This window comes from Streptomyces sp. NPDC058464, from assembly GCF_042721035.1.
Lineage (GTDB): Bacteria > Actinomycetota > Actinomycetes > Streptomycetales > Streptomycetaceae > Streptomyces.
In genome coordinates this window covers 62702-80136 of sequence record NZ_JBHXMA010000018.1, presented here as the reverse complement: position 1 = coordinate 80136, position 17435 = coordinate 62702, and the positions used below count along the sequence as shown (strand labels likewise).

Sequence of the window (17435 nt, the reverse complement as noted above, 5' to 3'; positions counted from 1 at the left end):
GTGTCCACGCCATGGGCAGCGGACTGTCCCGCACCTTCGGGGCCGTGCGCGACCGGGTGCCCGGCGGTTCGAAATCGGTGTCCCGGGCCGCGAGGGCGACCCGGGACAACGGCTCCGGAACGGGCGGGAGAGGGTCAGGGGATGAGCCTCCACTGGTCGATGTAGCCGACGTCGATCGCGGCGTGGTCCTGGACGCGGAGCTTCCAGGTACCGGTCAGGGGCTGTGCGGAGGCGTCGACGGTGAAGGTCTGGTCGACGTTGTCGGCCGAGCCGCCACTGCGGTTCAGGAGCGAGTAGACCGTGCCGTCGGGGCCGACCAGGTCGACCGTCAGGTCACCCCGGTAGGTGTGGATGATCTTCACGTAGACCTGGGTGGTCGCCGAGGCGTTCCCGGTGCGGTCGGTGACGGTGATCGGGGACTCCACCGCGGTGCTGTTGTCGGGGATGTCGACGCGGGTGGAGCTGGCGTAGACGTAGGCCACCTCCCAGGAGAAGCTCACGGTGCTGCTCGCGCCGGTGGCGTCGGTGACCGTGATGGTGACGTCGCTGGTGCCGAGAGTGGTCGGGGTGCCGGAGATCAGGCCCGTGTCACTCATCGTCAGCCCGTCCGGCAGGCCGGTCGCCGTGTACGTCAGGCCCGCACCGGAGTTGGTGGTGTACGCGTCCGTCTGGAGCGACACCGCCTGCCCGATACCGCTGATCTGGTCCGCGATCGGCGCCACGTTGACGCCCAGGGCGATCCGGCTGCCCACGTTGATCGCCGCCCACGCGTCGGCCACGGCGAGGTAGGTGGGGCTGTAGGCGCCGAAGAGGTCGGCCGCCGCCTGGAGCGTGGCCGTACGGGCGCCCGCGTAGTTCGTGCTCGACGTCATGTAGGTGGTGAGGGCCCGGTACCAGACGCGTTGGGCGTTGTCGATGCCGATGCCGGTCACCGGCTGCCCGTCGTAGGTGGGGCTGTCGTAGGCGACCCCGTTCACGGTCTTCGCTCCGCTGCCCTCGGAGAGCAGGTAGAAGAGGTGGTTGGCCGGGCCCGAGGAGTAGTGGACGTCGAGGCCGCCCAGTGACGAGCTCCAGTAGTCGCTGGACGCGCCGTCCTTGGAGGGCTTGTCCATGTAGCGCAGCGGGGTGCCGTTCCCGTTGATGTTGATCTTCTCGCCGACCAGGTAGTCCGGGACGTCGGCCGGCAGGTTCTCGTAGAACTCGACGGCGGCGGCGAAGATGTCCGAGGTGGCCTCGTTGAGACCGCCCGACTCGCCGGAGTAGGTGAGACCGGCGGTGGCCGCGGTGACGCCGTGGCTCATCTCGTGGGCGGCCACGTCGAGCGCGGTGAGCGGGTGGGTGTTGCCCGAACCGTCGCCGTACGTCATGCAGAAGCAGCTGTCCTGCCAGAAGGCGTTGACGTAGTTGTTGCCGTAGTGGGCGCGGCTGTAGGCGGCGACGCCGTCGTTGCGTATGCCGTTGCGGCCGAAGACGTTCTTGTAGAAGTCCCAGGTGGCCGCCGCACCGAAGGCGACGTCCACACCCGCGGTCTGCCGGTTGGACGGGGTGCCGTCGCCCCAGACATCGTTGTCGTCGGTGAAGAGCGTGCCGGTGCCGGAGGTGCCCTGGTTCAGGTCGTAGGTGCGGTGTCCGGCGCGGTCGCCGTCGACGAGCTGGTACGTCGTACCGGAGAGCGTGGTGCCGAGGGGCACGGTGCCGTTGAACTGGCCGGTGCCGGTGCCGGTTTCGACGCCCTGGTACTTGAAGATCTGCTTTCCGGAGTCCGCGTCGGTGATCACGTGGAGTTCGTTGGGGGTGCCGTCGTCCTGGAAGCCGCCGACCACGGACTCCCAGGCCAGGGCGGGCTTGCCGGAGGCGGCCCAGACGACCAGACGCGGGGCGCCGTCGATCGCGGGCCGCTCGGCACCGGCCTTCGCGGCGGTGGTGAGCGCCTTGGCCTTCGCCGTCGCCGAGGAGACCTTCGCCTTGAGGGACGGGACGGCGAGGGTCGCCTTCGTGGCCCGCGACACCGTGAGCCGGCCGCCGTCGTCGTGGACGATCAGGTCGCCGCCGAGGACGGGAAGGCCCGCGTAGGTGCGCTCGTAGCGGGTGTGCGTCGTACCGTCGGCGTCCTGGGACACGTCCTTGACGACCAGCTTCTCGCCGGTGCCGAGGCCGAGGGTCCGCGCGGTGTCGGGAGCGTCCGTCGCGGCGCTCTTGAGCAGCGCCGCCCGCCTCGCCGGCGAGAGCTTGGCGGAGGCGGCACCGGCGTCGGGGGTGGCCAGGATCTTGGCCGGGGCGTGACCGCCGGATGCGGCCATCGCGGTGCCGTTCTGTATTCCGGCCACGAGCATCGCACTTGCCGCGGTCAGCGCCAGGGCGACGCTGTGTCTGGTGCGATGCTGATGACGGTCCTGCCGGAACATGCGTTCTCCTTCTGTGGGGTGATCGGGCCCGGTGGGGCCCGGGAGAGCGGGTCGGCCTGGTGAGGCCGTCCGGCGGCGCGCGGGTGGGTGGCACGGTGCGAGGCGGGTCAGGTCCTCGCTGCCGTGCGGGGTGAAGACAGGGGTCGGACACGGGAGTTGTGTGGGACAACCTGTGAGTAGACGGTGAACTTTCGGAGAGCAGATTGACACTCGGGAACCACGAATGTCATGAGCGCATCAGAACATCGGCTTGAACTGGCGGTTGCGAGCGGCCGGTTCGAGCGGCTGAACAGTGTTTTTCGGCCGCTGCTTCCGTGTGCTTCCGTGTGCTTCCGTGTGGTGCCGTGTGGTGCCGTGTGGTGCTTCAGGAGCCCGGAGTGAAGGAGGCGCGAGCCGCCGCTCCCCGTACGGCCGGGATCAGGTCCGCGACCCGTTCGAGCTGGTCGCGCTGGGAGGACAGGCCCAGGGCTCCGAGGCGCACGACGATGTGCCGGACGCCGGCGGCGACGTACTCTCCCAGGCGCTGCCGCACCTGGTCGGCAGAGCCGGTGACAACTGCCTGGATCTTCTCCAGCTCCTCCAGCGGCATGCCGTAGACGGCCCGTGCGTAGCCCTCCAGTGCCCGGCGGCCGCCCTCGACGTCGTCGTCGATCCGCACCGAGACGAACAGCGCGGGGGTGATGTCCTCGGCCGCGCGTCCGGCATCGGCCGCTGCTCTGCGGATGTCACGGAGGCCGGATGCGTAGTCGGCGGGGTCGGGCGGGTAGGGCAGCCAGCCGTCGTACATCAGCCCGGTGCGGGCCAGTGCCGCAGGGGTCGCGCCGCCGAGCCAGACGGGCGGGCCGTCGGCTCGGAACGGCCTGGTCGTGGGCGGGATGCCGTCGAACCGGAGGATCTCGCCGTGGAAGGCGTCGGCGCCGTCCCACAAGGCCCGCCACAGGCCGACAGTCTCGTCCAGGCGGGCGAAACGCCTGTCCCACGGCAGCTCGGACAACGTGTAGAGGGGCCGCCCGAAGCGGCCCGGGAAGCCGGCGCCGACGGTCACGGTGAGGCGGCCTCCGGACAGCAGGTCGATCGATGCGAGGGACTGGGCCGCCTGGACGGGACGGCGCAGGAACGGCATCAGCGCGGCCGTGCCCAGCGTCACGGTCTCGGTCGCCGGGGCGAGCGCGGCCAGCATCGAGAGCGCCTCGATGCGCGGGCTGACGAGAGAGTCGTTGACGAAGAGCGAGGAGAAGCCCGAGCGTTCGGCCAGGCGGCCGAGGGCGACCAGCTCGCGAGGGTCGTCGGCCGGGTCCCACTGGGCGGTTCCGGTCGGAAGCAGTACGCCGATGTCCATGTCGGCGATGCTCGCGACCGGCGTCAGTGGCGGCAATTCCCTGCGGGGAATGGCCCGGAACCGTCCGTCGGCGTTAGAACAGGCGCGTGGACTTCCCTCGTACGCTTCGCGAACGCCGTACCCGCAGTCGTCTCAGCCAACTCGACCTGGCGCTGCGGGCGGGCACCACCCAGCGGCACCTCAGCTTCATCGAGTCCGGCAGGTCCGTCCCCGGCCGGAACATGGTCGTGCGCCTGGCCGAGTCGCTGGAACTGCCGCTGCGGGAGCGCAACGAACTGCTGCTGGCCGCCGGATTCGCACCCGCCTATCCCGAGAGCGCACTCGACGACCCGGTGCTGGCCCCCGTGCGCACGGCCATCGACCACATCCTGCGCGGGCATCTGCCGTACCCGGCACTCGTGGTGGACCGCGTCGGTGACCTGATCGCCGCGAACACCGCGTTCGACCTGATCACCGAGGGAGCGGCCGCCGACCTGGTGGGCCCGGGCACGAACATCTACCGCCTCGCCCTGCACCCCGACGGTCTGGCTTCCCGCATCCTCAACCTCGCCGAATGGGCGCGCCATATCCTGGCACGCCTCGGGCACTTGACGGACCTGCACTCCGAACTCAGCGGTTATGTTCCCGAGTTGGAGCCGTCCGACGGACTCCTGGGTTTCGCGGTTCCGCTCCGCCTGCAGTCCTCGCTCGGTGAGCTGCGCCTGATGACGACCGTGACGACCTTCGCGACCGCCGTCGACGTGACACTCGCCGAGCTGAAGCTGGAGGCGTTCCTGCCGGCCGACCCGGCGACAGCCGAGGCGCTCTCGACGGCCGCCGGATCCACGGCCTTCGCTGTCGCGGGTCAGGCCCCCGGGAACATGTAGTCGGCCTTGATCCGGCCGTCGCCGTCGAGTACGAGAACTTCCAGGCCCCCGCCCACGACGTCGCCGGTCTCCGTGGACACCGCCTCCCAGCCGAACTTGACCATGTCGTGGAGGCGTATCGCATCGGTGCGTGCCCGGAAGGTGAAGCCCTTCTTCGCCACGAACCGCTCGTGGCCTCGCGTCACTCTGGCCTCGATGGCGTCGTACCCCTGAGCCTCCAGTGTCGTGTGGCCGAAGCCGAGTTCTGCCGCGATCTCCCGGATCTCCGCGGGCGGGTGAAGGATGTGGGTGCCGTCCTCGGCCCACAGCCGCTCGATGACCGCGCGGCGTTCGGCGGCGTCCGGCACCGTCCACTGAGTCAGGTAGCGGTCGGCCAGGTGCTGCGGGTCGATCTCGATCATGGCTGTCTCCTTGCCGGGCAGGTCGCTTCGGACCCGATGCTGCGGCGCACAGCCGAGACCGGCAATTCCCCATGGGGAATGGAGCCCCGGAGTTCGGACGCAGCCGGATCTGCGCGGTCATGCGGCGGGATTCGAAGGAGAGGCCCTAGTCTCCCGCTGCGCCGTCATAGCGCTCGCGCGCCGCGTGGACCTCTTCGATGTGGGTCTCCGCCCAGTCCTTCACGCCCGCCACCAGGAGGGAGAGGCTGAGGCCGAGCGGGGTGAGTTCGTAGTCCACGCGGACCGGGACGGACGGGGTGACCGTGCGGGCGAGGATGCCGTCGCGTTCCAGGGAGCGCAGGGTCTGGGTGAGCATCTTGGGGCTGACGCCGGCGATCTTGCGGGCGAGCTCGCTGTAGCGCATCGGGCCGGGGGCCAGCGCGCAGACGACGAGGCTCACCCACTTGTCGCTGATCCGGTCGAGGAGCTGGTTGGTGGGGCAGGCCCGGATGAACGCGTCGTACTCCACGCGCGCCTGCTCGCGTCGCTGGGCCGCCGTCGTCGTCGGCATCGCTCACCTCTGGGGGACCTAGGCACCTTCAGGTAACTACTTACCAGGAGAGAGTAGCTCTTCCTAGGGTTGCGGACAGCTGAGGAGAGACCGAGGCGGGAACGCCCTACAGGGAGCAGGCAGTCATGCGTGCAGCAGTGGTGAACAGGTTCGGCGGGCCCGAGGTCGTGGAGGTGGTGGAGACCGAGCGGCCCGAGCCGGGCCCGCGCCAGGTGCGGATCAAGGTCGCGGCGGCCGCGTTGAACCCCGCGGACGAAGGAGTGCGAGCCGGATTCTTCGGCGGCGCGGGCAAGCGGATCGGGCTCGGCTGGGACGTCGCCGGGACCGTGGACGCGACCGGTGTCGCCACCGCCTGGGGCGTCGGCGACCAGGTGGTGGCACTGGATCCCGGCATGGTGCGGCCGCTCGGCACCCACGCCGAGTACGTCGTCGTGGAGGCGGACGCGGTGGCCACGGCGCCGGCCACGGTGGACGCCGTGCACGCGGCGACGCTGCCGCTGAACGGGCTGACCGCCGTACAGGCCCTGGACCTGCTGGGGTTGGCCGGGGGGCAGTCCCTCCTGGTCACCGGCGCGGCGGGTGCGGTCGGCGGCTTCGCCGTCCAACTGGCGGCCCACCGGGGGGTGTCGGTGACCGCGCTGGCCCGCGAGGCCGACGAGGAGCTCGTACGGTCGCTGGGGGCCGCGCACTTCACGGCGGGCGACGTCGAGGCGGGGAGTTTCGACGCCGTACTGGACGCGGCGGTTCTCGGTGAGCCGGCCCTGGAGTGGGTGCGCGACGGGGGCGGCTACGTCGGTGTCCGGCCCGGGGGTGAGCCGGCGCCCGTGCGCGGGATACGGACGACCTCCGTCGCCGTGACCGCCGACGGGGCACGCCTCGCGGAGCTGGCGGGACTCGTGGACGAGGGCGCGCTGACGCTTCGGGTGGCCGAGACGTTCCCCCTGGAAGAGGCCGCCAAGGCACACGCCCGCCTCGCGGCGGGCGGGGTACGCGGGCGGCTGGTGCTGGTGCCCTAGTCGGCTAGCTCTGGCGGCCGGTGGTGGTGAAGCGGCTGCGGTAGTGGGTCGGGGTGGTGCCCAGGTGGCGGGCGAAGGCGCGGCGGAGGGTCTCGTCGGTGCCCAGGCCGCTGTGCCGGGCGGCGGAGGTGACGCTGTGGCCGGCCAGGAGCAGCTGCTGGGCGCGGTCCAGGCGGACCCGCTCGACCCAGCGTGCCGGTGTGGTGCCCAGCTCGGCGGTGAACAGCCGGGTCAGGTGCCGGGTGCTGACGGCGGCGGACGCGGCCATGGCGGGCAGGCTGTGGTCGGCGGTCGGATCGGCGAGTACCGAGGCGACGAGCGTACGGAGCAGGTCGCTGCGGGCCGGTGGTGTGGTGATGGCCGTGGAGAACTGCGACTGGCCGCCCGGGCGTTGCAGGAACACCACCAGTTCGCGCGCGATGTCCCGCGCCACGTCCGCGCCGTGGTCGTCCTCCACCAGGGCGAGGGTGAGGTCGATGCCCGCGCTGATGCCGGCCGAGGTCACGTACCGCCCGTCGCGGATGTGGATGGCGTCCGGCTCGACCCGCACCCGGGGATACCGGCGTGCGAACGTGGCCGCGTGCCGCCAGTGGGTCGTGGCGCGCCGCCCGTCGAGCAGGCCCAGCTCACCCAGCACGAACGCCCCCGTGCACACGGAGGCGACCCGCCGCGCCCGCTCGGTGAGGTCGCGTGCCGCGGCCAGCAGCCCGTCCTCGATCGGCCGCTCGGCGAGCCGGTCACCGCCGGCCACCAGGACCGTGTCCACCAGGCCGGCGTCGGCCGCCCGGACGGTGCCGGTCAGGGCCGGCCCGGCGGAGGTGGTGACCGTGCCGCCCGCAGGGGAGACCAGCACCAGCTCGTAGGGGTCGGCGAGCCGGCCCGCCTGGTGCAGCACCTCCGAGGGACCGCTCACGTCGAGCATGGTCACCCCGTCGAAGACCACAAAGCCCACCCGATGCGCCATGTCCGAATCCGTGGTTTTCCTGGCGGCAGAGACATGGCCCAGCCTACGTCCCCCGGAGAACCCTGGAGGCACATCACCTGCACATCACCTGACCGGCATGGAGGCTGAGGAACGATGAGCGAAGAGATCGCAGGCGTACGGATCCCGGACACCGCCCTGGCGCGGGAGGCCACCGAGATGGTCCGTGACGTCGCCACCCCGCTGGTGTTCGACCACTCCCGGCGGGTCTTCCTGTGGGGCTCGCTGCGCGGCCGGGCCCTGGGTACGGCCTTCGACCCCGAACTGCTGTACGTCGGCGCGATGTTCCACGACCTGGGGCTCACCAAGAGCCTGCGCCGCACCGACCAGCGCTTCGAGATCGACGGCGCCGACGAGGCCCGCGCCTTCCTGCAGGCCCGCGGCATCACCGGCGAGCCGGCCGACCGGGTCTGGACGGCCATCGCCCTGCACACCACCCCGGAGATCCCGCTGCACATGGCCCCCGAGATCGCCCTGGTCACCCGCGGGGTGGAGCTGGACGTGCTGGGCATCGGCTACCACGAGGTCACCGACGAGCAGCGCGCGGCGGTCGTCGCGGCGCATCCGCGCCCGGACTTCAAGAACCAGATCCTCGCCGCGTTCACGGAGGGCATCCAGGACCGCCCCGACACCACCTTCGGCAACGTCAAGGCCGACGTGCTCGCCCACTACGTCCCCGGTTTCCGGCGCGGTGACTTCGTCGAGGTCATCAAGACCTCCGCCTGGCCCGAGTGACCCGTGCGAGCGGGGCTGCTCAGTCCGGCGGCGGTCCGAGCAGCGCCTCCACGATGTCGTGGAGGGGACCCAGGAGGTCCTCGGGTGTCGCGTCGGCCAGGGGCCGCAGACCCACGGCCGAGCGTACGACGGCGACCCCGACACCGAGCGCGACCAGCAGCTCCGCCCGCAGCTCGGCGTCGGGGGCCGACGAGCCGCCCGACGCTTCCAGCACCTGACGGCCGAACTCCGCCAGGGCCCGCCGGCGCAGCTCCGCCACCTGCTCGTCGCCCGAGTCGCGCAGCAGCATCAGCACCGGATGCTCGCCGAACTCCGCCCACGCCCCGGCCGCCAGCTGCCGGCTGAGCGCCTCGGCCAGGGCGGTACGGCCGTGCGGGAACTCCGCCGCGCCGCCCAGGAACCGGGGCGTGGCCGCCAGCGCCGCCTTGAACAGGCCCTCCTTGGAGCCGAAGTAGCGCTTGATGAGCGCCAGGTTGACCCCCGCGTCCGCGGCGACGTCCCGCAGCGTCGTGCGGTCGTAGCCCAGCCGGGTGAACCGGGCGCGGGCGGCCTGGAGCAGGGCCCGCCGGGTCGCTGCGGCGTCCCGGCGCCGGGGCCCGTCGGCGGCCTGCCCGGTCACGTCGTCCGACGACACAGCGGCTCCTCTCGTCAACGCCACCACGGCCCCTTCGGCGGAACGAGGCTCCGCCACCAAGTAATCATGCGTTGACATGATCCCGCAGCACGGGCTACGTTGCCAAGTAATCACTTGATGACTAATCGCTCGATGACCGACCGCTTGGTGATCAACGGGGCCGCGTGGAAGGAACAGAGACGGTGCCTCAGCAAGCCCTTCTCGTCATGGATGTCCAGCAGGTCGTCGTCGACCGGTTTCCCGACGCCGAGTACCTGCCCCGGCTGAGCAGGGCGATCGACGCCGCCCGGGCCGGCGGCGTCCCGGTGATCTACGTGGTCGTCGGCTTCCGCCCGGGCTATCCGGAGGTCAGCGCCCGCAACAAGATGTTCCGCGGCCTGGTGGGCGCCGCGGCGCGGCCGGCCGGGGACGACCGGGCCACCCAGGTCCACCCGGACGTGGCTCCGGCGCCCGGCGAGCCGGTCGTCACCAAGCGGCGGGTCAGCGCCTTCGCCGGCAGTGACCTCGACATGGTGCTGCGGGCCGGCGGGATCGACCACCTCGTCCTCACCGGCATCGCCACCAGCGGTGTCGTCCTGTCCACCCTGCGCCAGGCCGCCGACCTCGACTTCGAGCTCACCGTGCTGTCCGACGGCTGCCTCGACTCCGACCCCGAGGTGCACCGGGTGCTCACGGAGAAGGTGTTCCCGAAGCAGGCCGAGGTCACGACGGTCGACGCCTGGGCCGCAGCGCTCTGACCGGGCGCTGCCCGGGCGTCAGGCGAGCGTCACCTCCACCGGCAGCTTCTTGATGCCGTTCACGAAGTTCGAGCGCACCCGCGGCACCTCGCCGGCCAGGCGGATGTCGGCGAGCCGTGGGATCAGCTCCTCGAACATGATCCGGATCTCGGTGCGCGCGAGCAGGTTGCCCAGGCACAGGTGTGGGCTGCCCTTGCCGAAGGTGACGTGGTCGTTGTCCTGCCGGGCCACGTCGAAGTCGTACGGGTTCCCGAAGACCTCCTCGTCGCGGTTGCCCGAGGCGTACCACATGACGACCTTGTCGCCCTCCTTGATCCGCTTGCCGCCGAGTTCGACGTCACGGGTCGCGGTCCGGCGGAAGTGGTAGACCGGGGACGCCCAGCGCAGGAACTCCTCCACCGCCGTCGGGATCAGCGACGGGTCGTCCCGGAGCCGGGCCAGCTGCTCGGGGTGCTGGAGGAGGGCCAGCATGGAGTGGGTGATGGTGTGCCGGGTGGTCTCGTTGCCGGCCACCACCAGGAGCAGGAAGTAGTTGTCGAAGTCCTGCGCGGAGAGCGGCACTCCGTCGCGCGGGGTGGTGTTGACCAGCCTGGAGACCAGGTCGGTCCCCTCGCCGCCGCGCCGCTGCCGGGCCAGTTCCCGTCCGTACTCGAAGACTTCGAGCGAGGCGGGGGAACGGAACGGCAGGTCGCGGTACTTCTCGCTCTCCGCGCTGTGCAGCAGGACGTCCGCGTAGTCGGGGTCGGTGTTCCCGATGATGCGGTTGCCCCAGTCGATGAGCTGCTGGTTGTCCTCCGGCGGGACGTCCAGGAGCCGGGCCAGGACGTTGATGGGGAAGTCCGCGGAGACCTCCTTCACGAAGTCGAAGGTCCCCTTGGCCAGCGCCGCGTCCAGCGTCTTCGCCGTCAGCCCGCGCAGGAAGTCCGTGTAGCTGTTGATGACCCCGGCCCCGAACTGCCGCTGGATCACGCTGCGCAGGGCACGATGCCGGACGCCGTCCAGCTCCAGGATCGAGGCGCGCTTGCGGATCTGGTCCTCGTCGAGCTCCTCCAGGTTCACGAACCGGGTGGAGGTGAACGTCTCGGCGTCCCGGTCGACCCGCGCGATGTCGGCGTGCCGGGTCAGCGCCCAGAAACCGGAGTTGGGCGCATCCTCGGGCTGCCAGTGCACCGGGTCCTGGTGGCGCAGGGTGTGGAACATCCGCCAGGGGGTCACCCCGTCGGTGAAGTTGTCGAGGTTCGCGAGGTCGACATCGGCGAGGTGCATGGCCTCGACGCCGGTTGCTGTGGTCATCGTCGGTCCTTCGAAGGTGGTAGCGGGTGGCCGCAGGTGGTCACAGGTGGTAGGCGTACTCGGTGAACTCCCAGTCGGTGACATGCCGTTGGAAGCGTTCGACCTCGTTGCGCTTGTAGGTGAGGTACGACGTGGTGAAGTCCTTGCCGAGCAGCTCGGCCAGGGCGGTGTCCGCCTCCAGCGCGTCGAGCGCGGCGGACAGGTCCATCGGGAGCACGGCCGCCTTCGTGGTGTCGTAGCCGTAGCCCTCCAGCGGGGCGGGCGGCTCCTCGCCGGCCAGGACACCGAGGAGTGCGGCGGCCGTGGTCGCGGCGATCGCCAGATACGGGTTGGCGCTCGCGTCCCCGAGCCGCAGTTCGAGCCGGGCACCGGCGCCGCGCTCGGGCGGCACGCGGACCATCGCGCTGCGGTTGTCCAGGCCCCAGTCGATCAGCCAGGGGGCGAGGGTGTCGGGTCCGAAGCGCTTGTACGAGTTGACGGTCGGGTTGAGCAGCGCGGCCAGGGCGGGTGCGTGCGCGAGGATGCCGGCGATCGCGTGCCGGGCGGTGGCCGACAGGCCGTACGCGCCGGACGGGTCGTCGAAGACGTTGCGTGCCTCCTCGCCCTCGCAGGACAGGTGCAGGTGGAAACCGGAGCCGCCCGCGTCGTTGAAGGGCTTGGCCATGAAGGTGGCGAGCCGTCCCTCGCGCCGGGCCAGTTCCTTGACGGCCGCCTTGAAACGGAACGCCCGGTCGGCCGCGGACAGGGCCTCCGAGTGCAGCAGGTTGATCTCGAACTGCCCGCCGTCGAACTCGTGGTTGCCGCTCAGCACCCCGATGCGCAGGTCGCGGACCTGCCGCAGGGTGCGCAGCAGATGGTTGTCGGGGTCGGCGCGCAGCCCGGCGGTGTAGACGACACCGGGGACGCTGCCGTAGCGCCGCCAGCCGCCGCCCGGGTCCGGCTCGCACAGGAAGTACTCCAGCTCGGGCCCGACGACCGGGCTCAGCCCGTGCTCACGGCACCGCTCCAGGACCGACCGCAGCAGGTCGCGCGGTGACTCGGGGGCGGGCGACCCGGTGGCGGGATCGGTGACCTCGGCCAGACAGGCCGCCACGCCCGGCTCCCAGGGCAGCGCGACCAGGGTCGCGAGGTCCGGCCGTACACAGACGTCCGGGAGCCCGGCGTCCAGACCGCCGCTGACCGGGACCACGTCCCCCTGCGGGCTGGTGTGGTACACGGCCCGGCAGAAGGCCAGCCCGTGCTCCAGCGCCCGCGGCAGCTCCTCCACGAGCACGTCACGCGCCCGGTCCGTGCCGATGAGGTCGGGATACGTCACCCGGACGACGTCGATGCCGTCGGCGGCGAGCCGGTCCAGGTGCCGGCGGACTTCTGCATGGTCTTGATCGCTCACCGTTGTCTCCTTGGGCGGACGGACGTCGGGACACCACGAAGAGTCAGGTGGTGTGAGAGGTGAGGGCGGGGGCCGGGGTGCGATGTGAGAGGGCCTCGGCAGCACTCCGGTCGACTGTTTGAAGCCAAACGGTAGGCAGGGGCACACCTTGCCGCAAGAGGGCGACGCAAAGAATTTATCCATACGGATAGGTATTGACCAGGGGGTGACGGCTGCCTACCTTGTTTGAAGCCAAACGAGTCCGGGACGCGGTCCGCCGCAACCCGTTGGCAGGGCCCGGTCGGCACGACCGGCCGGGCCCACTTCTTCTCCCTCTCTCTCCCTTCGCTCCCGCTCCCTCAGGAGGACCGGCCATGAAGGTCGTCGTCGACATGAACAAGTGCCAGGACCACGGCCAGTGCGTCTTCGCGGCCCCCGACGTCTTCTCCCTGGACGGCGCCGGCCACCTCGTCCACGTCACCGACCCGGACGACGCGCTGCGCGACGAGGTCGAGGAAGCGGCCGACGTCTGCCCGCTCCAGGCCATCCGGATCGAGGGCTGACCGTGAACGCGCGCATCGTCGTGGCCGGTGCCTCCATGGCCGGCCTGCGCGCCGCCGAGCAACTCCGCACGGCCGGCTGGAGCGGCGCGATCACCCTCGTCGGCGACGAACCGCACATGCCCTACAACCGGCCGCCCCTGTCCAAGGAGGTCCTGGCCGGCAAGGCCCCCTTCGAGTCCCTCGCCTTCCGGCCGCGCGCCAGCATGTCCGACGTCGAATGGCGACTGGGCAGGACGGTGGTCACCGCGGCACTGGACGAGCGGACGGTACGGCTCGACGACGGCACCGAGCTGTCGTACGACGGACTGGTCGTCGCCACCGGAATGCGCCCGCGGCGCCTGAACTGCCCGGGACCCCGGGCCGGCCGCCACACGGTCCGCACCCTCGACGACGCCCAGGGGCTGCGCGCGGCGCTGACCCGGCCCGGTGCCCGGGTCGTCGTGGTCGGCGCCGGGTTCATCGGCTGCGAGGTCGCCGCGACCGCGGTGGGGCTCGGAGTCGCCGAGGTGACCGTCGTCGACCCGCTGCCGCTGCCGATGGTCGGACCGCTCGGAGAGCTGCTGGGCCGGGCGCTGCTCGGGCGGCACGAGGAACGCGGGGTGCGCTTCGCGCTGGGGACCGGTGTCGCCGCGTTCGCCGGAGACGACCGCGTCACGGGTGTGATCCTGAGCGACGGTTCGGTGCTGCCCGCGGACGTGGTGGTCGAGTCGGTGGGCTCGGTCGCCAACACCGAGTGGCTGGACGGCAACGGGCTCGACCTGACCGACGGAGTGCTCACCGACGCCTGCCTGCGGGCCGGCGGTCGGCCCGACGTGGTCGCGGTGGGCGATGTGGCCCGGTTCCCCAACGCCCGCTACGACGGTGTGCCGCGCCGGGTCGAGCACTGGTGCATCCCGACCGACACCGCCAAGCACGCGGCGAGGACGCTCGTCGCCGACGAGACGCCGGCGCCCTTCGCGCCGTTGCCCACCTTCTGGAGCGACCAGCACGACTTCCGGCTGCAGTCCTTCGGGGCGCCGGTCCTCGGCAAGGAGGACGTCCGCGTCCTCGACGGCGACCCGGCGGGGGACGTGCTCGTCGGCTACCACCACGACGACCGGCTCGTCGGTGTCGTCGCGCTCGGCGGCCAGGCCGTGGCCGCGTCCGCCGCCCGTTACCGCGCCGAGCTGCTCAAGCAGCCCGCCCTGACCGAGACCGTTTCCGTCTAAGGAGCCCCAAGTGACCGGTGTACGCGGCTTTTTCCACCCCAGGACGGCGAGCGGAGCCTCGTCGCTGATCCCGGCTCCGCCGTGGCGGTACTCCGGTGACCTGCTCACCGTCGAATACCGCACGGATCCCGCACGGGTGCGTGAACTGCTCCCCGAACCGCTGGAGTTGGCCGACGAGGATCCCGGCGCAGTCGCCCTGATCTGGGCCGACTGGCAGTCCTGCTCGGCGTCCGGGGACGAACTGCTCGACCCGGTGCGCGCGCAGTACAAGGAGGCCTTCGCGGTCGTGCGCTGCAAGTACCACGGGCAGACGTACTCGCGGTGCGTCTACATCTGGGTCGACAAGGACTTCGCGATCGCCCGTGGGCTGCACCAGGGGTATCCCAAGAAGCTCGGGTCGATTCACCAGACGCGGCCGCACCCGTACGGGCCGGCTCCCCGGATCGAGGCCGGGGCGAGGTTCGGCGTCACGCTGGCCGCGGCCGACCGGCGGCTGGCCCAGGCGGTGGTGACGCTGCGGGAGCCGTCCGGGACGAACGGGTTCGTCAACGGGCATCCGATGGCTCATCACCGGTGGCTGCCGGCGATCGAGAAGGGGAAGGGGCTGGCACTCGACGAGTTGATCGAGTCGGGGGCCGCGGACTTCGAAGGGGGACAACCGTGGGTGGGGGAGGCCGAGTTGGAGCTGTTCGAGGCGCCTACCGAGGAACTGGCCCGGCTGGAGGTACGGGAGCCGATCGCCGCGTACTACCGGCAGGTCGGGGTGGTTTGGGATGGGGGGCGGCTTCTTGAGTCCGGTACGTCGGGAGTGGTTGCCGAATGAGGTGCGTGGTCGGGTGCGGGTGCGTTGGGGCTGGTCGCGCCCACGCGGCGGTAGCCGCAAATTCAACACAGCCCCGCGCCCCTAGGTAAGTGGCAGTACCCCCAGTCGAGATTGGACCCTTGCTCATGGCTCACAGCATCAGCATCGCCGGTGTCTCAGTCGACACCCGGCACTGGATCGGCGGTCAACGCGTCGCATCCGCCGAGACGTTCACCGACAGCTCGCCCATCGACGGGCAGCCGATCGGTGAGATCGCCCGCGGCGGTCCCCCCGAGGCCGAGGCCGCCGTTGCCGCCGCCCGCGCCGCCTTCCCCTCCTGGGCCGCCACCCCCCGTGCCGAACGCGCCCGGATACTCCACGCCATCGCCGACGGGGTCGAGAAGCGCATCGAAGAGCTCGCGATCGTCGAGACCACCGACAACGGCGCCCTCCTGCGCTCGCACCGGCGTGGAGTCATGCCCCGCGTCGCGCACAACTTCCGCTTCTTCGCGGACTGGTTGCTCAAGCTCGACCACGAGGACTTCGAGACCCGGGGCCACCGCAACCACGTCAGCTGGGACCCCGCCGGCCCCTGTGTGCTGATCACCCCGTGGAACGCCCCGCTCATGCTGGCCACCTGGAAGGTCGCCCCGGCCCTCGCCGCCGGGAACACCGTGATCCTCAAGCCCGCCGAGTGGTCCCCGCTCACGGCCTCCCTCCTCGCCGACATCGCGGCCGAGGCCGGGCTGCCGGCCGGGGTGCTCAACGTCGTGCAGGGGTACGGCGCCGAGATCGGTGATGCGCTCACGTCCCATCCGGACGTACGCCGCATCAGCTTCACCGGCTCCGTGCCGACCGCCAAGCGCATCGCCGCCTCGGCCGCCGCCAACCTGACGCCCCTGAGTCTCGAACTCGGCGGCAAGTCGCCCCTGCTGGTGTTCGCCGACGCCGATCTCGACCTTGCCGTCGACCTCGCCGTGGAGCAGTACGACAACGCCGGGCAGGTCTGCCTCGCCGGGACCCGCCTGCTCGTCGAGGCGTCGGTCGCCGAGGAGTTCACCCGGCGGTTCGTGGCGAAGGCCGACGCGCTGCGGCAGGGTGACCCCCGTGCCGAGGCCACCGACATCGGGCCGAACATCCACCCCCGTCAGCTGGAGAAGATCGACGGCTTCGTGCGGCGGGCGATCGACGCAGGGGCGCGGGCCGTGATCGGCGGGGAGCGCCGGGACGGGCAGTTCTACGCGCCGACGCTCCTCACCGACGTCGCGCAGGACAGCGAGGTCGTGCAGGAGGAGGTCTTCGGGCCCGTTCTCACCCTCCAGACCTTCGCCGACGAGGAGGAGGCGGTCCGGCTCGCGAACGACACGCGGTTCGGGCTCGCCGCCACCCTCGCCACCGGCGACCCCGAGCGGGCCGAGCGGGTCACCGCGCAGTTGGTCGCCGGCACCGTCTGGGTCAACTGCTTCTTCGTGCGCGACCTCCAGGCGCCGTTCGGCGGCTCCCGGCTCTCCGGGGTCGGGCGCGAGGGCGGCACCTGGAGCTTCGACTTCTACTGCGACCTCAAGAACACCGTCACCGCACCGAAGGGCTGGAAGGACCATGGGTGAGATCGTCGGGGCGGGGCTGCTCGCCCACGTCCCCACCATCGTGCTGCCGGAGGCCGACCGGCTGGAGCTCAACGAGGGCAAGGAGATCACCCTCGTCACCGGCCTCCAGCAACTCCGCAGGGACGTCTTCGAGCGGGACGACTACGACACCGTCGTCGTCCTCGACTCCCATTGGGCGACGACCGTCGAGTTCGTCGTCACCGCGCAGCAGCGCAGGGCGGGACTGTTCACCTCCGAGGAACTGCCTCGCGGGATGTGCCGGATGCCGTACGACTTTCCCGGTGACCCCGAACTCGCCCGCAACGTGGAGAAGTTCGCCGACAGGCACGGCACCTGGATCACCGCGATAGACGACGAGTACCTGCCTATCTACTACGCGACCATCAACCTCTGGAAGTTCCTGGGCGAGGGCCTGCCCGACAAGCGGTGGGTGACCATCGGGGTGTGCCAGACCGGGGACATGGAGGACCATCTGCGGCTCGGGCGGGCGCTCGCCGACGGTATCGCCGCGACTCCCGGGCGGCGGGTGCTGCTGATCGCCTCCGGTGCCCTCTCGCACACCTTCTGGCCGCTGCGCGAGCTGCGCGACCACGAGGCCAGCGATCCGGTGCACATCCGTACGCCGGAGGCCCGGGAGGCCGACCACGAGCGCATCGAGTGGTTCAAGGAGGGCCGGCACGACAAGGTCCTCGACACCATGGACGCGTTCTGGAAGTTCAAGCCCGAGGCGAGGTTCTCCCACTACCTGATGCTGGCCGGCGCCCTCGGTGAGCAGGCCTGTGCCGCCCCGGCCCGGCAGTACGGCGCGTACGAGAACTCCGTCGGCACCGGCCAGGTGCACCTCTGGTTCGACCGGCCCGCCGACGGCTGGACCGGCACCGGCACGCCCGTGACCGCCGCGCCCCACCACCCGCACCGTCGTCCTTAG

At 71.2% G+C, this 17435-nt stretch carries 17 protein-coding genes and 1 pseudogene; 10 read left to right on the top strand and 8 right to left on the bottom strand.

Translation table 11 applies throughout. The features are described from left to right. Positions 1 to 98 (top strand): annotated as a pseudogene (locus tag ACFWPQ_RS23715) (Asp23/Gls24 family envelope stress response protein); the annotation flags it as partial. Positions 99 to 134: 36 nt separating this feature from the next. On the opposite strand, the gene ACFWPQ_RS23710 reads toward ACFWPQ_RS23715, so the two are convergent. Together ACFWPQ_RS23710 and ACFWPQ_RS23705 are read right to left on the bottom strand one after the other, a co-directional pair. Further along, entirely contained in the window at positions 135 to 2405 is a 2271-nt protein-coding gene (locus ACFWPQ_RS23710; RefSeq protein ID WP_384038116.1) for a M4 family metallopeptidase, read from the bottom strand. A 364-nt stretch (positions 2406 to 2769) separates the two neighbouring features. Next, positions 2770 to 3744 carry an LLM class flavin-dependent oxidoreductase gene (locus tag ACFWPQ_RS23705; protein WP_384038113.1) on the bottom strand — a complete coding sequence of 325 codons (975 nt, stop codon included), beginning with the start codon at positions 3742 to 3744 and terminating at the stop codon, positions 2770 to 2772. Positions 3745 to 3830: 86 nt separating this feature from the next. On the opposite strand from ACFWPQ_RS23705, the gene ACFWPQ_RS23700 reads away from it, so the two are divergent. Further along, entirely contained in the window at positions 3831 to 4610 is a 780-nt protein-coding gene (locus ACFWPQ_RS23700) for a helix-turn-helix domain-containing protein (RefSeq protein WP_384038110.1), read from the top strand. Here ACFWPQ_RS23700 and ACFWPQ_RS23695 read toward each other — a convergent pair. Together ACFWPQ_RS23695 and ACFWPQ_RS23690 are read right to left on the bottom strand one after the other, a co-directional pair. Continuing rightward, complete coding sequence (locus ACFWPQ_RS23695; protein ID WP_384038107.1) at positions 4589 to 5011, bottom strand: hypothetical protein; 423 nt, start codon at positions 5009 to 5011, stop codon at positions 4589 to 4591. The genes ACFWPQ_RS23700 and ACFWPQ_RS23695 overlap by 22 nt on opposite strands. Positions 5012 to 5156: 145 nt before the next feature. After that, entirely contained in the window at positions 5157 to 5561 is a 405-nt protein-coding gene (locus tag ACFWPQ_RS23690) for a winged helix-turn-helix transcriptional regulator (RefSeq protein WP_384038105.1), read from the bottom strand. Between the two features lie 125 nt (positions 5562 to 5686). Between ACFWPQ_RS23690 and ACFWPQ_RS23685 the strand changes: the two genes are divergently transcribed. Continuing rightward, positions 5687 to 6577: an NADP-dependent oxidoreductase gene (locus ACFWPQ_RS23685; protein ID WP_384038102.1), complete on the top strand. Its 891-nt coding sequence runs from the start codon at positions 5687 to 5689 to the stop codon at positions 6575 to 6577. A 4-nt stretch (positions 6578 to 6581) separates the two neighbouring features. On the opposite strand, the gene ACFWPQ_RS23680 is transcribed toward ACFWPQ_RS23685, so the two are convergent. Then, positions 6582 to 7541: a GlxA family transcriptional regulator gene (locus ACFWPQ_RS23680; RefSeq protein ID WP_384038099.1), complete on the bottom strand. Its 960-nt coding sequence runs from the start codon at positions 7539 to 7541 to the stop codon at positions 6582 to 6584. A gap of 114 nt (positions 7542 to 7655) precedes the next feature. Here ACFWPQ_RS23680 and ACFWPQ_RS23675 point away from each other — a divergent pair, with 114 nt between their 5' ends. Beyond that, a complete protein-coding gene (locus ACFWPQ_RS23675; protein WP_384038096.1) occupies positions 7656 to 8294 on the top strand; it encodes an HD domain-containing protein in 639 nt (212 codons plus the stop codon). 19 nt (positions 8295 to 8313) lie between these two features. Here the strand turns inward: ACFWPQ_RS23675 and ACFWPQ_RS23670 are convergent, their stop codons facing one another. Then, positions 8314 to 8928, bottom strand: coding sequence for a TetR/AcrR family transcriptional regulator (locus ACFWPQ_RS23670; RefSeq protein WP_384038094.1), 615 nt, complete (start codon positions 8926 to 8928; stop codon positions 8314 to 8316). A 182-nt stretch (positions 8929 to 9110) separates the two neighbouring features. On the opposite strand from ACFWPQ_RS23670, the gene ACFWPQ_RS23665 reads away from it, so the two are divergent. After that, positions 9111 to 9665 (top strand): cysteine hydrolase family protein, encoded by a 555-nt coding sequence (locus tag ACFWPQ_RS23665; RefSeq protein ID WP_384038091.1) that lies wholly within the window; start codon positions 9111 to 9113, stop codon positions 9663 to 9665. Positions 9666 to 9683: 18 nt separating this feature from the next. On the opposite strand, the gene ACFWPQ_RS23660 is transcribed toward ACFWPQ_RS23665, so the two are convergent. Further along, positions 9684 to 10958, bottom strand: coding sequence for a cytochrome P450 (locus ACFWPQ_RS23660; RefSeq protein ID WP_384038088.1), 1275 nt, complete (start codon positions 10956 to 10958; stop codon positions 9684 to 9686). 40 nt (positions 10959 to 10998) lie between these two features. After that, positions 10999 to 12348, bottom strand: a complete 1350-nt coding sequence (locus ACFWPQ_RS23655; protein WP_384038085.1) for a glutamine synthetase family protein — start codon at positions 12346 to 12348, stop codon at positions 10999 to 11001. A 353-nt stretch (positions 12349 to 12701) separates the two neighbouring features. Between ACFWPQ_RS23655 and ACFWPQ_RS23650 the strand changes: the two genes are divergently transcribed. The 5 genes from ACFWPQ_RS23650 (at position 12702) to ACFWPQ_RS23630 (ending at position 17435) form a co-directional block, all read left to right on the top strand. Further along, the gene (locus tag ACFWPQ_RS23650) at positions 12702 to 12890 is read left to right on the top strand and encodes a ferredoxin (RefSeq protein WP_384038082.1); all 189 of its coding nucleotides are present in this window, start codon (positions 12702 to 12704) and stop codon (positions 12888 to 12890) included. Between the two features lie 2 nt (positions 12891 to 12892). After that, positions 12893 to 14098: an NAD(P)/FAD-dependent oxidoreductase gene (locus ACFWPQ_RS23645; protein ID WP_384038079.1), complete on the top strand. Its 1206-nt coding sequence runs from the start codon at positions 12893 to 12895 to the stop codon at positions 14096 to 14098. 10 nt (positions 14099 to 14108) lie between these two features. After that, positions 14109 to 14921 (top strand): acetoacetate decarboxylase family protein, encoded by an 813-nt coding sequence (locus tag ACFWPQ_RS23640; protein ID WP_384038076.1) that lies wholly within the window; start codon positions 14109 to 14111, stop codon positions 14919 to 14921. Positions 14922 to 15046: 125 nt separating this feature from the next. Further along, on the top strand, positions 15047 to 16507 hold the full coding sequence (locus tag ACFWPQ_RS23635) for an aldehyde dehydrogenase (RefSeq protein ID WP_384038073.1): 1461 nt from the start codon (positions 15047 to 15049) through the stop codon (positions 16505 to 16507). Next, positions 16500 to 17435: a 3,4-dihydroxyphenylacetate 2,3-dioxygenase gene (locus ACFWPQ_RS23630; protein ID WP_384038070.1), complete on the top strand. Its 936-nt coding sequence runs from the start codon at positions 16500 to 16502 to the stop codon at positions 17433 to 17435. The genes ACFWPQ_RS23635 and ACFWPQ_RS23630 overlap by 8 nt, the downstream gene beginning before the upstream one ends.

Bases quoted from the DNA above. Each gene is read 5' to 3' on its own strand.
- ACFWPQ_RS23705 (WP_384038113.1), bottom strand. From the start codon at position 3,744: ATGGACATCGGCGTACTGCTTCCGACCGGAACCGCCCAGTGGGACCCG.
- ACFWPQ_RS23660 (WP_384038088.1), bottom strand. From the start codon at position 10,958: ATGACCACAGCAACCGGCGTCGAGGCCATGCACCTCGCCGATGTCGAC.
- ACFWPQ_RS23685 (WP_384038102.1), top strand. From the start codon at position 5,687: ATGCGTGCAGCAGTGGTGAACAGGTTCGGCGGGCCCGAGGTCGTGGAG.
- ACFWPQ_RS23675 (WP_384038096.1), top strand. From the start codon at position 7,656: ATGAGCGAAGAGATCGCAGGCGTACGGATCCCGGACACCGCCCTGGCG.
- ACFWPQ_RS23680 (WP_384038099.1), bottom strand. From the start codon at position 7,541: ATGGCGCATCGGGTGGGCTTTGTGGTCTTCGACGGGGTGACCATGCTC.
- ACFWPQ_RS23695 (WP_384038107.1), bottom strand. From the start codon at position 5,011: ATGATCGAGATCGACCCGCAGCACCTGGCCGACCGCTACCTGACTCAG.
- ACFWPQ_RS23635 (WP_384038073.1), top strand. From the start codon at position 15,047: ATGGCTCACAGCATCAGCATCGCCGGTGTCTCAGTCGACACCCGGCAC.
- ACFWPQ_RS23650 (WP_384038082.1), top strand. From the start codon at position 12,702: ATGAAGGTCGTCGTCGACATGAACAAGTGCCAGGACCACGGCCAGTGC.
- ACFWPQ_RS23630 (WP_384038070.1), top strand. From the start codon at position 16,500: ATGGGTGAGATCGTCGGGGCGGGGCTGCTCGCCCACGTCCCCACCATC.
- ACFWPQ_RS23710 (WP_384038116.1), bottom strand. From the start codon at position 2,405: ATGTTCCGGCAGGACCGTCATCAGCATCGCACCAGACACAGCGTCGCC.
- ACFWPQ_RS23690 (WP_384038105.1), bottom strand. From the start codon at position 5,561: ATGCCGACGACGACGGCGGCCCAGCGACGCGAGCAGGCGCGCGTGGAG.